This is a genomic window from Flavobacterium aestuarii, from assembly GCF_040049115.1.
Classification (GTDB): domain Bacteria; phylum Bacteroidota; class Bacteroidia; order Flavobacteriales; family Flavobacteriaceae; genus Flavobacterium; species Flavobacterium aestuarii.
This window is the reverse complement of the sequence record NZ_JBDLZZ010000007.1, coordinates 211,196-224,457: the sequence shown is the minus strand read 5'-3', so window position 1 is coordinate 224,457 and position 13,262 is coordinate 211,196. Positions and strand designations below refer to the sequence as shown.

The 13,262-nt window shown below is 35.2% G+C and carries 15 protein-coding genes; 3 read left to right on the top strand and 12 right to left on the bottom strand.

Going from position 1 to position 13,262, the window contains the following annotated elements; genetic code table 11:
- Positions 1 to 26 precede the first annotated feature (26 nt).
- Together mtgA and ABEG11_RS10055 are read left to right on the top strand one after the other, a co-directional pair.
- Entirely contained in the window at positions 27 to 773 is a 747-nt protein-coding gene (gene mtgA / locus ABEG11_RS10060) for a monofunctional biosynthetic peptidoglycan transglycosylase (RefSeq protein WP_348824037.1), read from the top strand.
- A gap of 207 nt (positions 774 to 980) precedes the next feature.
- Complete coding sequence (locus tag ABEG11_RS10055) at positions 981 to 3,419, top strand: hybrid sensor histidine kinase/response regulator (protein ID WP_348824036.1); 2,439 nt, start codon at positions 981 to 983, stop codon at positions 3,417 to 3,419.
- Here ABEG11_RS10055 and ABEG11_RS10050 read toward each other — a convergent pair.
- The 11 genes from ABEG11_RS10050 to pdxA all read right to left on the bottom strand — a co-directional run bounded on the left by ABEG11_RS10050 (position 3,416) and on the right by pdxA (position 11,446).
- Complete coding sequence (locus tag ABEG11_RS10050) at positions 3,416 to 4,750, bottom strand: sigma-54-dependent transcriptional regulator (RefSeq protein ID WP_348824035.1); 1,335 nt, start codon at positions 4,748 to 4,750, stop codon at positions 3,416 to 3,418. The genes ABEG11_RS10055 and ABEG11_RS10050 overlap by 4 nt on opposite strands.
- Before the next feature lie 137 nt (positions 4,751 to 4,887).
- Positions 4,888 to 5,175 carry a hypothetical protein gene (locus ABEG11_RS10045; RefSeq protein WP_348824034.1) on the bottom strand — a complete coding sequence of 96 codons (288 nt, stop codon included), beginning with the start codon at positions 5,173 to 5,175 and terminating at the stop codon, positions 4,888 to 4,890.
- Positions 5,176 to 5,185: 10 nt separating this feature from the next.
- Positions 5,186 to 5,476, bottom strand: coding sequence for a PepSY-like domain-containing protein (locus ABEG11_RS10040; protein ID WP_348824033.1), 291 nt, complete (start codon positions 5,474 to 5,476; stop codon positions 5,186 to 5,188).
- A 16-nt stretch (positions 5,477 to 5,492) separates the two neighbouring features.
- Positions 5,493 to 5,789, bottom strand: coding sequence for a hypothetical protein (locus ABEG11_RS10035; RefSeq protein ID WP_348824032.1), 297 nt, complete (start codon positions 5,787 to 5,789; stop codon positions 5,493 to 5,495).
- Between the two features lie 54 nt (positions 5,790 to 5,843).
- On the bottom strand, positions 5,844 to 6,143 hold the full coding sequence (locus ABEG11_RS10030) for a hypothetical protein (protein WP_348824031.1): 300 nt from the start codon (positions 6,141 to 6,143) through the stop codon (positions 5,844 to 5,846).
- 272 nt (positions 6,144 to 6,415) lie between these two features.
- Positions 6,416 to 7,762 carry an acetyl-CoA carboxylase biotin carboxylase subunit gene (accC, locus tag ABEG11_RS10025; protein ID WP_348824030.1) on the bottom strand — a complete coding sequence of 449 codons (1,347 nt, stop codon included), beginning with the start codon at positions 7,760 to 7,762 and terminating at the stop codon, positions 6,416 to 6,418.
- Between the two features lie 120 nt (positions 7,763 to 7,882).
- Positions 7,883 to 8,365, bottom strand: coding sequence for an acetyl-CoA carboxylase biotin carboxyl carrier protein (gene accB, locus ABEG11_RS10020; RefSeq protein WP_348824029.1), 483 nt, complete (start codon positions 8,363 to 8,365; stop codon positions 7,883 to 7,885).
- A 23-nt stretch (positions 8,366 to 8,388) separates the two neighbouring features.
- Entirely contained in the window at positions 8,389 to 9,387 is a 999-nt protein-coding gene (locus ABEG11_RS10015; RefSeq protein ID WP_348824028.1) for a beta-ketoacyl-ACP synthase III, read from the bottom strand.
- A gap of 175 nt (positions 9,388 to 9,562) precedes the next feature.
- On the bottom strand, positions 9,563 to 9,760 hold the full coding sequence (gene rpmF, locus ABEG11_RS10010) for a 50S ribosomal protein L32 (RefSeq protein WP_035639771.1): 198 nt from the start codon (positions 9,758 to 9,760) through the stop codon (positions 9,563 to 9,565).
- A 9-nt stretch (positions 9,761 to 9,769) separates the two neighbouring features.
- Positions 9,770 to 10,312 carry a YceD family protein gene (locus tag ABEG11_RS10005; RefSeq protein WP_348824027.1) on the bottom strand — a complete coding sequence of 181 codons (543 nt, stop codon included), beginning with the start codon at positions 10,310 to 10,312 and terminating at the stop codon, positions 9,770 to 9,772.
- 84 nt (positions 10,313 to 10,396) lie between these two features.
- Positions 10,397 to 11,446 carry a 4-hydroxythreonine-4-phosphate dehydrogenase PdxA gene (pdxA, locus tag ABEG11_RS10000; protein WP_348824077.1) on the bottom strand — a complete coding sequence of 350 codons (1,050 nt, stop codon included), beginning with the start codon at positions 11,444 to 11,446 and terminating at the stop codon, positions 10,397 to 10,399.
- A 58-nt stretch (positions 11,447 to 11,504) separates the two neighbouring features.
- Here pdxA and ABEG11_RS09995 point away from each other — a divergent pair, with 58 nt between their 5' ends.
- Positions 11,505 to 12,092, top strand: a complete 588-nt coding sequence (locus ABEG11_RS09995) for a riboflavin synthase (RefSeq protein WP_348824026.1) — start codon at positions 11,505 to 11,507, stop codon at positions 12,090 to 12,092.
- Between the two features lie 683 nt (positions 12,093 to 12,775).
- Here ABEG11_RS09995 and ABEG11_RS09990 read toward each other — a convergent pair.
- Positions 12,776 to 13,015, bottom strand: a complete 240-nt coding sequence (locus ABEG11_RS09990) for a hypothetical protein (protein WP_348824025.1) — start codon at positions 13,013 to 13,015, stop codon at positions 12,776 to 12,778.
- Between the last annotated feature and the right edge of the window lie 247 nt (positions 13,016 to 13,262).

The following is a 13,262-nucleotide window of genomic DNA, read 5'->3' as shown; positions in this document are numbered from 1 at the left end:
AAAATTAAAAGCAGATTTAGAATAAAATGGCAACCAGAATAACACCAAAAAAAACAACAGCTAAAAAACCTGCTAAAAAAAAGCCGGACGGTTTTATGACCAAAGTAAAATGGTTTTTGCTGAAAGCTTTGTTATGGTTTTTTGGCCTTTCCATAGCCTCAGTTGTGCTTTTCAAATTTGTTCCCGTTCCATTCACGCCATTAATGGTCATCCGTTACTTTGAAAACAATGCCGCCGACAAGGAAAATCATTTCAGCCACAATTGGGAACCTATAGAAAAAATATCAATGAATCTGCAAAAAGCAGTAATAGCCAGCGAAGACGGAACTTTCCTTACACATAACGGTTTTGATTTTATAGCCATGCAAAAAGCCTACAAAAGCAACGAACGAGGCCGAAAAGTAAGAGGCGGAAGCACCATATCACAGCAGACTGCCAAAAATGTTTTCCTTTGGCAAGGCCGAAGCTATCTTAGAAAAGGCCTGGAAGCCTATTTCACCGTACTTATTGAACTCATTTGGGGCAAAGAACGCATCATGGAAGTCTACCTCAATAGTATCGAAATGGGTGATGGCGTTTACGGAGCTTATGCAGCAACCGAACATTGGTACCGTAAGGATGCTTCGAGCCTAACAATGCAGCAGGCGGCCGGAATCGCAGCCATTTTGCCTAATCCAAGAAAATATAAAGCAACCAGTTCCTCTTCCTATATCAACAACAGGAAAACAAAAATCGTCCGGATTATGAGACATATGGGAAAAATTGAATATTAATTTCAATTGTTATATTAGGAGCAGAAAAATTTGGCATTTTAGCAAAGATGGTTCCTGCTCTACGTTTCAATCTCATCGCAAAAGCTTCGAGGATTTTCACTTCGATCAGGGCTAAAGAACAAGATACAGCTTCCATGCGATCATTTACAATTGCAATCCAGAATGAACATTAAGGACTAAAAAGCTCAAAACAGCGTTATATAATTTATGGAAAGCAAAAAAAGTTATACGCCGGTAAAAGTGTTATTAAGCTATGTTGCGCTATTGACATTAGTAGTATCCGTAGGCTGGGTTCTATATTCTGAAAATGATGTTTATAACCAGCTGGAAGATAAAATAGCCTTCGAGAAAACTAAGATTTTAAGAGTCAGCAAGCTTTTTTCCAATATTTATAAAACCGAAAGTTTAGCCCGAAAAACTATTCAGACAAATTCTCAAAAAGATTTTAAAAATTATCTAATAGAAACCGATTCTTTAAAATCCAGAATTGATACGCTGAAACAAATTGTCACAACACAATACCAAAAGACTTTACTGGATAGCGTTACCTATTTATTGTCCGAAAAAACGAAGAACATCCGCCAGTTAAAAGCCATAAAAAACAAGGCCGATGATGAAGTTTCAGTAGATAAAGCCATTAACGAAATTACCAGAATGGAATCTAAACTCCGGAAACTGGTATTAAAGGATTTTGCCAAAAACCCAGATGAACTTGGAGCTTATCAGCGAAATGTGTTGCGAAAATATGTAGATTACCTCAACCAGAATATTCCAGACGACAGCACCAATACACTTAGCAAAGAAGCTTCGGATTCTATTTTGGCCAATTCAAAAAAACTTTTGACATCTGTAAAAGTAAAAGCCGAAAAGAAAAAAGAATCGCTAAACTTTCAGGAGAATAAACTGCTCAAAAATGAAATCGCCATATCCGAACAGCTTCGAAAAGTACTCCGGATTATTGAGCGCGAAATCATTATCAGCTCCATAAAAAATAACACGCTCAAAGAAAAATCATTAAAAAAAGTCAACCAGGTAGTAATGACATCGGCAATTATTGGTTTAGTATTAACCTTGATTTTCTCTATTTTGATTGTGAGCGATTATTCTAAATCCCAATTGTATAAAAAACAGCTGGAAATTGCCAATTTCAAAACCAAAAACCTGCTGAAAAGCCGTGAACAGCTCATCTCCACTGTGAGCCATGATTTAAAAACACCCTTAAGTACCATTGTTGGCTACACCGAACTGCTGGGCAATTCAGATGTCAATACTAAGCAGTCGTACTTCGTCAAGAACATCAAGAACTCGTCCGAATATATTACGCAATTGGTTCAGGATTTATTGGACTTCTCCCAAATTGAAGCTGGAAAAATTACAATTGAAAAAGTCCCTTTTTTATTGCCCGAAGTTATTGATGAGGCAGCCAAAAGTATTCAGGCAGTTTATAAGCAGAAAAACATTGATCTTGTTATACATATCGATGAAAGCTTAAACACCAGAATTGTTGGGGATCCATTTCGGCTGAAACAGATTTTGAGCAATATTATCGGGAATGCTTACAAATTTACCGAGGAAGGATTTATTAAGATTAACGTTTCGAGAAATGAGGCTGATAATTTTTATAGTATTTCCATTGAAGATTCAGGAATTGGGATTGAAAAAAGTAACCAGAAATTTGTCTTTGAAGAGTTTACACAAGCTAACGAAAGCATCGAAAAAAAATACGGTGGAACTGGTTTAGGATTATCTATCTGCCAAAAAATTGTCACTATCTTAGGAGGAACTCTAAAACTGGAAAGCGAGTTCGGTCAAGGAAGCACTTTCATCATTGAGCTTCCACTGCAATTTGATAACAGTGCAAACATCGTTACTCAAATTGAAGAACCTATTATTGATGCCAGAAAATATACTTTTATTGTTATTGATGATGACAGCAATCTGCTGCATTTAACCAGCAGTGTATTAAAGCAGGAACATCATACGGTTTTGTCTTTTGACAATGCTGCAAAAGCTTTGCAAACAATAGGAAATACTGTTTTTGATTTTATAATTACTGATATCCAAATGCCCATAATGGATGGTTTTTTGTTTATCGAAAAATTAAAAAACTCCAATTATTCAACATACAAAAACCAGCCTATAATCGCACTTACGGGCCGTGCCGATTTAGAATATTCCGACTGTATCGAGGCTGGATTTACAACTGTAATCAAAAAACCATATTCGCCAAAAGACCTTCTGGAAACTATTCAGCATATTTTGCAAAATAAAGATCTTCCGGATATTGTAACTGATGCTGTTGCAGAAATCAACAATCCTGAACTATATTCCTTAAAAACTTTGAAGCAGTTTTTAGGAAACGATAATGAAGCTTTGCAAGTGTTTTTAAAACAATTTATCGAAAGCAGTAAAAAAAACATGACCTATTTAGAAAATGCAGTCCAGCAGAAAAATACTTTTGAAATCAATGCGATTGCACATAGAATTGCCCCCATGTTCAGGCAGATTGAAGCACAAGAAATCAGCAGGGTTCTAGAATTATTAGAGAAAAATGATTTAGCAGTTTCGGATTTAAATAATCTTTCGGATTCTTTAAAAACAAAAATAGATTTGCTTTTTACAGCTTTAAATAAGGAAATTGCCTAATTAATATTATATTGTTTTAGTTTATTATAAAGTGTTTTTCGGGTTATTTTTAACAGCTTTGCCGCTTCCGATTTGTTATTCTGAGCCTTTTCAAGAGCATGAATAATAGCTTCTTTTTCATTTTCTGACAAAGAAAAACTCTCACTCGGCTGTTTTTGTTCCTGAAAAAATTCTGCAGGCAAAACATCACTTTCAATGTAATGGCCACGTGTCAAAAGAGTGGCCCGTTTTACGCAATTTTGAAGTTCGCGCAAATTACCCGGCCAGCTGTATTTTTGAAAAATGGCAACAACTTCTGGCGAAAAGCCTATAACTTCCTTATGCAGCTGCTGATTTGCTTTCTCCAGAAAATAATCGGCAAAAACCATTAAATCTTCTCCTCTGTCATTTAATGACGGTGAGAGTATAGAAAATTCATTGATTCGATGGTATAAATCTTCTCGGAAGTCACCATTTTTAACTGCTTCGCGCAGATCTTCATTGGTTGCTGTAACAATACGGATATCTACATTAATTTCTTTGTTGCTTCCAACCGGCTTAATTTTTCGTTCCTGCAAGGCTCTCAGCAATTGGATTTGGTTTTCATAAGAAAGGTTTCCAATTTCATCCAAAAAAAGAGTCCCTCCATTTGCTGCTTCAAAATAGCCTATTTTATCGCTGATTGCTCCTGTAAAAGATCCTTTTAAATGTCCGAAAAATTCGCTCGCCGCCAATTCTTTTGGAATCGCTCCACAATCAACAGCTACGAAATTATTATTTTTTCTATGACTCTGCTGATGAATGCTTTTGGCAATTATTTCTTTGCCAGTACCGCTTTCGCCAATAATCAAAACCGACATATCTGTTGGGCTTACCAATTGTATATGATCTAATAATTTTTTTGAAGCAACGGAAATGCCTTTTACAAATTCATTGTCAGGGGCAGTAGTTTTTTTATCCGTTTTTTTAACTTTGGAAACAGTTTTTTCCTGAGTGGGCTGCATTGCATTTGTAATAACCAATAAAACTTCGTCAGGATTAAAGGGTTTTGAAATATAATCGGCTGCGCCATTCTTGATAGCTTTCACCGCAGTATTCACATCCGAATATCCTGTCATAAGTATAACCGGCACCTCAGGATTCGAAGCTTTAAATTCGGTCATAAGACCAATTCCGTCAAAATCTGGCAAACGGATATCCATTAGAATCAAATGAAAGGATTCTTTTTTCACCGCTATTCTGGCTTCTGCAGCAGAAAAAGCAATGGTAACATCATATGCTTTTTTTATTAGAAACTTTTCTAATAATTTGCAGAATGAAATATCGTCTTCTATCAGTAATATTCTTGACATGGTTTCGAGGAGCTATGACGCTAAAATACCACTAATAAACGCGTATTTTCATAATATTATGCAAAAAAAAGAGGCTGTTTTTAAAAAACAGCCTCTTTTCGTCAAAAACATAAATCTAATTCTCCAATTATTATTTTTTACCAATTGCCATTGACATCTGTGTAAACAGTAGCTTTTCGGTTTCCAATTGATAATTCTAGCTTGTATTCTTTTTTCTGATTCACATAGGCTCTAATGAGTTTTGTGCCAGAATATGCTGTCTCTAAAGTGGCTTTTATGGCATCTGGAACCGCATTGACGCTGACTTCTACGTATTTAGACTGTATGTCAGATTCCTTTATTACAATTTGGGATGCTGTATCCCTGTCTGCGTACTGTAATATGCTTCCTAAAGCAATAAAAGCTGTCAAGATGAGCATTTTCATGATGTTTATTTTATTTTTTGATGATATTTCCCGAAGCATCTGTATAGACAGTATACTTTTGATCATCTTTAGTGATTTCCAGCTTATATTCATTCTTTTCGTTTTTGTACGCCTTTACTAATTGGGTGCCTGGAAAAGATTTTTCAGCTGTAGATTTTACAGCAGCTGGAATTGCATCTGTACTTACTTCAGTAAATTCATCCTGAACATACTGAATCATTGAAACCGGATGCATAGCACTAACTGTCTGTACTGACATAGCGCCTAGAATAATTGCTGCGGATAAGATTAGCTTTTTCATAATTATATAATTTTAATTATTTTTTGATCCATGTCCCATCTGCATTTGCATACAGGGAACCTACTTTGTCACCAACAGTAACTTCGAGTTTATATTGTGATTTTGCATTTTTATATGCTTTTGAGAGAACCCCGTCTGGATATGCTTTTTTAAGAGCATCGGTTACAGCAGCAGGAACTTCCTCTAATTTTATTTCAGTGTATTCCTCTTGCAGGGAAACTGTTTTTACAATTGTATTTGAAATAGGAGAAACTGAAGCGTAAGAAGCAAAACCTCCTAAAACTATTGCGGCTGATAAAAATAAATTTTTCATAATGATTGTATTTAGTAATGATTATTGTTTAAATTTTTTAAAAACTCGGTGAAATTATTTTTTAATCCAAGTACCATCTGCATTGGCAAAAAGGCTTTCTGTTTTACCTCCGATAGTAACATCTAATTTGTATTCGGATTTTTCGTTTTTATAAGCTTTTGTGATTGCCGCATCTGGATGTGCTTTTTTCAAGGCTTCTACTACTGCTGATGGCAGCTCTTCCAGCTTAATTTCGGTGTATTCGTCACCAATGCTTATTGTTTGAACAGTTGAAACCGGGATTGTAATTGTAGAAGCAGCGAACGATGTTAAGCTTCCTAATGCGATTGCGGCAGATAAAAATAGATTTTTCATAATGTATAATTTAAATATTAATGATTTACTCTTAACTACATGAAAATACTATGCCATTACGAAAAATAGACAACTTCCACCGTGTAAATACTTGTTTATCTAGCATTTATATGAATCATGCCAAAACAGAAAAAAATAGATGGGTGTATAAATTTATGGTCTTGTGTGTAAAAAGTATACAGAATAGAGTGTATTAGACATAAAAAAACCTTTCAGAATTTTACTGAAAGGCTTATATAAAAAAAGCTGTCAAATAATGACAGCCTTTACAATTATTCTATAGGATTCATTTTGAAAGTATCCATGAAAGCAGTTGTGTAATCGCCTTCGATATATTTTGGATCATCCATCAATTGTCTATGAAACGGTATAGTAGTTTTGATCCCTTCGATTACAAATTCGTCAAGAGCTCTTCTCATTTTGCTAATAGCTTCTTCACGTGTCTGGGCTGTAGTAATCAATTTGGCAATCATTGAATCGTAATTTGGAGGAATTGTATATCCTGAATATACGTGAGTATCTAAACGCACTCCATGGCCGCCAGGCATGTGCAATGTTGTGATTTTTCCTGGAGATGGCCTAAAATCATTAAAAGGATCTTCGGCATTGATACGGCATTCAATAGCATGCAGCTGAGGAAGGTAGTTTCTTCCTGAAATTGGCACACCAGCAGCAACTAAAATCTGCTCACGAATCAAGTCATAATCTACTACTTGTTCGGTAATAGGATGTTCTACCTGGATGCGGGTGTTCATTTCCATGAAATAGAAGTTTCTGTGCTTGTCCACCAAAAACTCAACAGTTCCTGCGCCTTCATATTTTATATATTCAGCTGCTTTTACAGCTGCCTCTCCCATTTTTGAACGCAATTCGTCTGTCATAAATGGTGAAGGAGTTTCTTCGGTCAATTTTTGGTGACGACGCTGTACAGAACAATCTCTTTCAGAAAGGTGACAAGCTTTTCCGTATGAATCACCTACAACCTGAATTTCGATATGGCGTGGCTCTTCAATCAATTTTTCAAGATACATCCCGTCATTTCCAAAAGCAGCAGCCGATTCTTGACGAGCACCTTCCCAGGCTTTTAATAAGTCTTCGGGAGCCCATACTGCTCTCATTCCTTTTCCTCCGCCACCTGCAGTTGCTTTTAGCATTACAGGATATCCAAATTTGTTGGCTAATTCTGCAGCTTGCTCAAAAGATTCTAATACACCAACAGAACCTGGGACACAAGGAACCCCCGCTTCAATCATGGTTGCTTTTGCCGAAGCTTTATCTCCCATTCTGTCAATCATTTCGGGAGTTGCACCAATGAATTTTATATTGTGTTCTTGGCAGATTTTAGAAAATTTTGCGTTTTCAGATAAGAAACCGTAACCAGGATGTATTGCATCTGCATTTGTAATTTCTGCAGCAGCAATAATATTTGACATCTTTAAATATGACAGATTACTTGGAGGCGGTCCAATACAGACAGCTTCGTCAGCAAATTTTACATGCAGGCTTTCGGCATCTGCAGTAGAATAAACAGCCACGGTCTTGATACCCATTTCTCTGCAGGTTCGGATGACACGAAGCGCTATTTCTCCTCTATTTGCAATTAGTATTTTTTTAAACATTTTTTTTTCAATTAGATAATTATGCAATTAGATGGTTAGATATTTAGATGATAGTTTTAATTTAATTTTGAATTAAATGTGCAGTCTAAAATCTTTTATCTAAAAATCTAGAATCTAAAATTATGATGGATCTACTAAGAATAAAGGCTGATCAAATTCTACAGGAGACATATCGTCTACTAATATTTTTACGATTTTACCAGATACTTCTGATTCAATTTCGTTGAATAATTTCATTGCTTCAATTACACAAAGCACATCTCCTTTGGCAATAGATTTACCAACTTCAACAAACATTGGTTTGTCTGGAGAAGGTTTTCTGTAAAAAGTACCAATGATTGGTGATTTTATAGTAATGTAATTGTTTTTTTCAACTGGTTCGGCTGCTGGAGCAGCAGCAGCAACTGGAGCAATCTGTTGTGGGACAGCAGCTTGCGGAAGAGCGTTTTGGGCAGGTAACTGTTGAACATAAGTTGCTTCGGTAACGTTTCCTTCTAAAGTAGTTCTGATGGTGATTTTTACATCATCCATTTCTAATTTTACTTCTGCAACACCTGAATTTGCTACAAATTTAATTAGATTTTGAATTTCTTTTAAATCCATAATTAAGTTCTTTTTAGTTTAATTTATTTTTTATCGTAAGCCCATGTTAAGTAAATAGATCCCCAAGTAAAACCACCGCCAAAAGCAGCAAAAATGATTGTGTCACCTTTTTTGAAAAGGTGTTCAAAATCATATAGTACAAGAGGTAATGTAGCTGATGTAGTATTTCCATATTTTTCAATATTCATTAATACTTTATCATCTTCTAAGTTCATTCTATGAGCTGTAGCGTCAATAATACGTTTATTAGCTTGATGTGGTACCAGCCAATTTACATCTTCGTTGGTCAAATTGTTTCTTTTTAAGATCAGATCGCTTGCATCGGCCATATTGGTAACGGCATATTTAAAAACAGTTTTCCCGTCTTGAATGATGTTGTGCTTGTTGTCATTTACGGTGTCTATACTTGTTGGCAGGATAGATCCTCCAGCAGGTATTTTCAAGAAATCACGGCCAACAGCATCACTTCTTAAGTATTCATCCTGCAATCCGTATCCTTCGTAGTTGGGCTCAAATAATACAGCTCCAGCTCCATCTCCAAAAATAATGCAGGTAGACCGGTCTTTGTAATCTACAATAGACGACATTTTATCAGCACCTATTAAAAGGACTTTTTTATATCTTCCAGACTGAATGTAAGCTGCTGCAGTTGACATTCCATAAAGGAAGCTTGAACATGCAGCTTGTAAATCGTATGCAAAAGCATTTGTGGCTCCAATTTCAGTAGCTACATATACGCCAGTAGCAGCAACGGGCATATCTGCAGTAGCAGTTGCCATTAAAACTAGATCTATTTCAAGAGGATCAATTTTTGATTTAGCGATTAAATCTTGTGCGGCTTTTATGGCAAGAAAAGAAGTTCCTTTATCAGCATCTTTTAGTATTCTTCTTTCTTTAATTCCGGTGCGTGTAGTTATCCATTCGTCATTTGTGTCTACCATCGTCTCTAGCACTTTGTTAGAAAGGACAAAGTCTGGGACATAACCACCAACTGCGGTAATTGCGGCTGTAATTGTACTCATTATACGCGATATTTATTGTCAAATGCTGCCATTTGCAAAATTTTTAAAAGTCTCTAAAATTACAATAAAAAAACCAAACTGATTCTGTTAAGTTTTTCTTATTTGGGGGAGTAATTATAATCAACAAAAAAAACTCTCACGAGGTGAGAGTTCTAATATTGTTTACAAAAACGTATTAAGCAAGAGCTACTTCAGATTTATCGATAACAACTTGTCCTCTGTAGTACATTTTGCCTTCATGCCAGTAAGCTCTGTGGTATAAATGTGCTTCACCAGTAATTGGACATGTAGCGATTTGAGCTACAGTAGCTTTGTAATGTGTTCTTCTTTTGTCTCTTCTTGTTTTTGAGGTTTTTCTCTTAGGATGTGCCATTTTACTATATTATTTATCCGTTAATAGTTGCTTTAATTTGTCCCAGCGCGGGTCTATATTCTCTTCTTCTTTTTTTTCTTTTTTTTGCTCTTTAATTGTCAATTCTTTCAGTTTTGTCAAAGCTTCTGTGTTTAAACTGCCATCCTTAATTCCTGGATGTACCCTTCTTTGGGGGACTGAAAGTACAATCATCTCATAGATATATTGAGCGATGTCTATTTCAAATTCTCCAAAAGGGAGTATAAGCAACTCTTCATTATCATTATTAAAAGTCTCCCCAAATCGAACAATCAGTTTTAATTTCCCTTTTATTGGCAAATCAAAATCTTCTCCTGTCATGTCGCAAGGGACATTTATAGTACCTTTGTGCTTGAAATTTAATTCTAACAAATTGCTTTGTTTGTCTAAAACTACATTTACTTTGATATCTGAATTTTGAAATTCATTATAATCAAAGATTTCAAAGAACGGGTTATTTATTTGATACTCAAATTTATGTTTCCCCAGCTTCAATCCTACGAAAGGAATTGTGTATTCTTTTGTCTGTTTCATTTCAACAACAATTTGCCCTAAACTTCGGGAGTGCAAAGATATAAAATAAATGCAAATCTAATAATGTTATTCACCTTTTTTTGTTTATAACTGTTTTTCTTTTGTTTTTAGGGGCTTTTGGCTAATTTCGGCATATAAATTTCTAGAGTTATATACGTCAATTGCAAGATAAACAGCTTCTTTAAAAGAGTTATAATCAGCTTTGTTTTTTCCAGCTATATCATAAGCAGTACCATGATCCGGGGATGTTCTGACTTTGTTTAAGCCTGCTGTGTAATTTACTCCATTGCCAAATGACAGTGTCTTAAAAGGGATCAATCCCTGATCATGATAAGCAGCTATGATGGCATCATATTTTTCATATTGATTGCTCCCAAAGAAACCATCTGCTGCAAAAGGGCCAAAGACTAAAGTTCCTTTATCAAATAATTTTTTCAATGCTGGTTTTAATACTTTGTCGTCTTCAGTTCCGATAACGCCTCCGTCACCGCAGTGAGGATTAAGACCAAGTACTGCAATTTTGGGTTTGTTGATGCTGAAATCCTGAATTAAGGTTTGATTGATGGTCTCAATTTTCTTAAAAATCAACTCTTCTGTCAAGTGCGAAGCAACTTCGTTGATTGGAATATGATCTGTCAGCAAGCCAACTCTCAGATTGTCCTGTACCATTAGCATTAATGCATCGCCCTCTAATTCCTGATTTAGATAATCTGTGTGCCCAGGAAACTTAAAATCTTCGGATTGGATATTGTATTTATTTATTGGAGCAGTCACCAGTACATCTATTTCCCCATCTTTTAATGCTTTGGTGGCAGCAACAAATGACTTAATGGCGTATTGTCCGACCTTTTCGTCATTAGTACCAAGATTTAAATCAACTCCTTCTTTCCAAAGATTGAAAACATTAACTTTTCCCATTACAATTTGATCTAGTTTATCAATGCCATGCAAAGGAATAATGGATTCAAAATTCTTTCTGATGAATGACAATATTTTTACATTGGCAAAAATAACGGGAGTACATAATTCCAGCATTCGAGCATCTTCGAATGTTTTTAGAATTACTTCGCTTCCAATACCGTTTAAATCTCCTATTGAAATTCCTACGATTATATTTTCTGCTTTTTTCATAATGTCCTCTAGTTATTTATTGCTAATTTTGAACTGCAAATTTAGTAAAATAAAATAAGAAATGTTTACAGGGATTATTGAAACACTTGGCAAAGTTCAAGAGATTAAAAAAGAGCAGGATAATATCCATATCACTATAGATTCGGTATTGACTCATGAATTAAAAATTGATCAGAGCGTGGCTCATAATGGAATATGCTTGACTGTTGTTGCTATTGCTGGCAATCATTATACCGTTACGGCTATTGGTGAAACAATCAAAAAGACCAATATCTCTCATTGGAAAACTGGAGACAGTATTAATTTGGAAAGAGCAATGAAGCTAGGAGACCGTCTGGATGGACATATTGTACAAGGGCATGTGGATCAGACAGGGACTTGTATTGCAGTCAAAGAAACTCAAGGAAGCTGGCTATATACTTTTGAGTATAATGCCGATCTGCAGAATATTACTATCGAGAAAGGTTCTATTACGGTAAATGGAGTAAGTTTAACAGTAGTAAACTCTGGAAAAAATAATTTTAGTGTGGCAATCATACCTTATACATACGAGCACACTAATTTTCATTCTATTTCGGCTGGCACTATTGTTAATTTAGAATTTGATGTAATTGGCAAATATGTTTCTAGGCTGTATGTAAATAAATAGTAAAGAAAATGTTTAAACAAAAAAAGACCAATTTTAAATTGGTCTTTTTTTGTTTAGTTTGTGATTATATAGGATGTATGCTCCAAATATTATAGCTATTAGGAGTAATATATAGATGTTCTCGTCTATTGGAGCTTTATCCGGCGGAGGAGGAGTCGACATTGGAGCTGCTGGAGCTACTAGAGCTGCATGAACTACATATCCAAAAAGGCAAAAAAGCAACAGGAATATTTTATAAAAAACGTTTCTTAAGTTTATCTTCATGGTATTTGGAGCTGGGGTAAACGATTTGTTAAAAACCTGAAATTTATGTTAGATTGCAAATCTATAATTATTTTTTTAAACTGCAATAAATGGGCATACTATTAAATATAAAATTTTACATTAATTGTTTTTTAAAGTTTGCAGCTAAAGCAAAAACTTCCAATACAGGATCTCTTAGATTTACATATGAGTAAAATTTATTGAAATCCAGAGGTAAATTATTGTATTAAAAAAAGCCTCTCAATTGCTTGAAAGGCTTGCTAACTGTGGTCCCACCTGCACGAACCAAAAACGCTGTTAAGTGCTGTAAATAAAGGGATTGTTTGTTTTTTAAATATTTGGGTAGAAAATTGGTAGAAAAACTCTATTTATATTAATTCTATGCTTTTTTGTAAATAAAATTTTAGCTTTTGAAAAAGCTAAACGGGAATAGCGACGTTATCTAATCCCCATTGCCATTGTTGATAAAGTTCGGGTATTAAATCTCTATATTTTTTTGCGGTAGTTTCATCTTTACGCATTTCATACAAAAGCACAATATCTAATATACTGTTTTCTTTAGAACACATCCAGTGTGATAAATATTCCTCTTTTGTCAATACATCGGTTAACTCCGTAATTTCCGAATTTGTGGGGTTATGTTCAAAAATTGTTTCCATACTCAAAATCACTTAATATTTTGATTTATAATAAATTTACTTTCTTGAATTATTGTATTTACTCCAGCAGATCGGTTCCCGTTGGATCAGTAGATCAGTTCCGGCGAAAAACCCCAGCAGATCGGCACGCATTGGATCGGTAGATCAGTTCCGGCGAAAAACCCCAGCAGATCGGCACGCATTGGATCGGTAGATCAGTTCCGGCGAAAAGCCCCAACAGATCGGCACGCATTGGATCGGTAGATCA

Coding starts and splice junctions, on each gene's coding strand:
- mtgA (WP_348824037.1), top strand. CDS start 27: ATGGCAACCAGAATAACACCAAAAAAAACAACAGCTAAAAAACCTGCT.
- ABEG11_RS10055 (WP_348824036.1), top strand. CDS start 981: ATGGAAAGCAAAAAAAGTTATACGCCGGTAAAAGTGTTATTAAGCTAT.
- ABEG11_RS10050 (WP_348824035.1), bottom strand. CDS start 4,750: ATGTCAAGAATATTACTGATAGAAGACGATATTTCATTCTGCAAATTA.
- ABEG11_RS10045 (WP_348824034.1), bottom strand. CDS start 5,175: ATGAAAATGCTCATCTTGACAGCTTTTATTGCTTTAGGAAGCATATTA.
- ABEG11_RS10040 (WP_348824033.1), bottom strand. CDS start 5,476: ATGAAAAAGCTAATCTTATCCGCAGCAATTATTCTAGGCGCTATGTCA.
- ABEG11_RS10035 (WP_348824032.1), bottom strand. CDS start 5,789: ATGAAAAATTTATTTTTATCAGCCGCAATAGTTTTAGGAGGTTTTGCT.
- ABEG11_RS10030 (WP_348824031.1), bottom strand. CDS start 6,143: ATGAAAAATCTATTTTTATCTGCCGCAATCGCATTAGGAAGCTTAACA.
- accC (WP_348824030.1), bottom strand. CDS start 7,762: ATGTTTAAAAAAATACTAATTGCAAATAGAGGAGAAATAGCGCTTCGT.
- accB (WP_348824029.1), bottom strand. CDS start 8,365: ATGGATTTAAAAGAAATTCAAAATCTAATTAAATTTGTAGCAAATTCA.
- ABEG11_RS10015 (WP_348824028.1), bottom strand. CDS start 9,387: ATGAGTACAATTACAGCCGCAATTACCGCAGTTGGTGGTTATGTCCCA.
- rpmF (WP_035639771.1), bottom strand. CDS start 9,760: ATGGCACATCCTAAGAGAAAAACCTCAAAAACAAGAAGAGACAAAAGA.
- ABEG11_RS10005 (WP_348824027.1), bottom strand. CDS start 10,312: ATGAAACAGACAAAAGAATACACAATTCCTTTCGTAGGATTGAAGCTG.
- ABEG11_RS09995 (WP_348824026.1), top strand. CDS start 11,505: ATGTTTACAGGGATTATTGAAACACTTGGCAAAGTTCAAGAGATTAAA.
- ABEG11_RS09990 (WP_348824025.1), bottom strand. CDS start 13,015: ATGGAAACAATTTTTGAACATAACCCCACAAATTCGGAAATTACGGAG.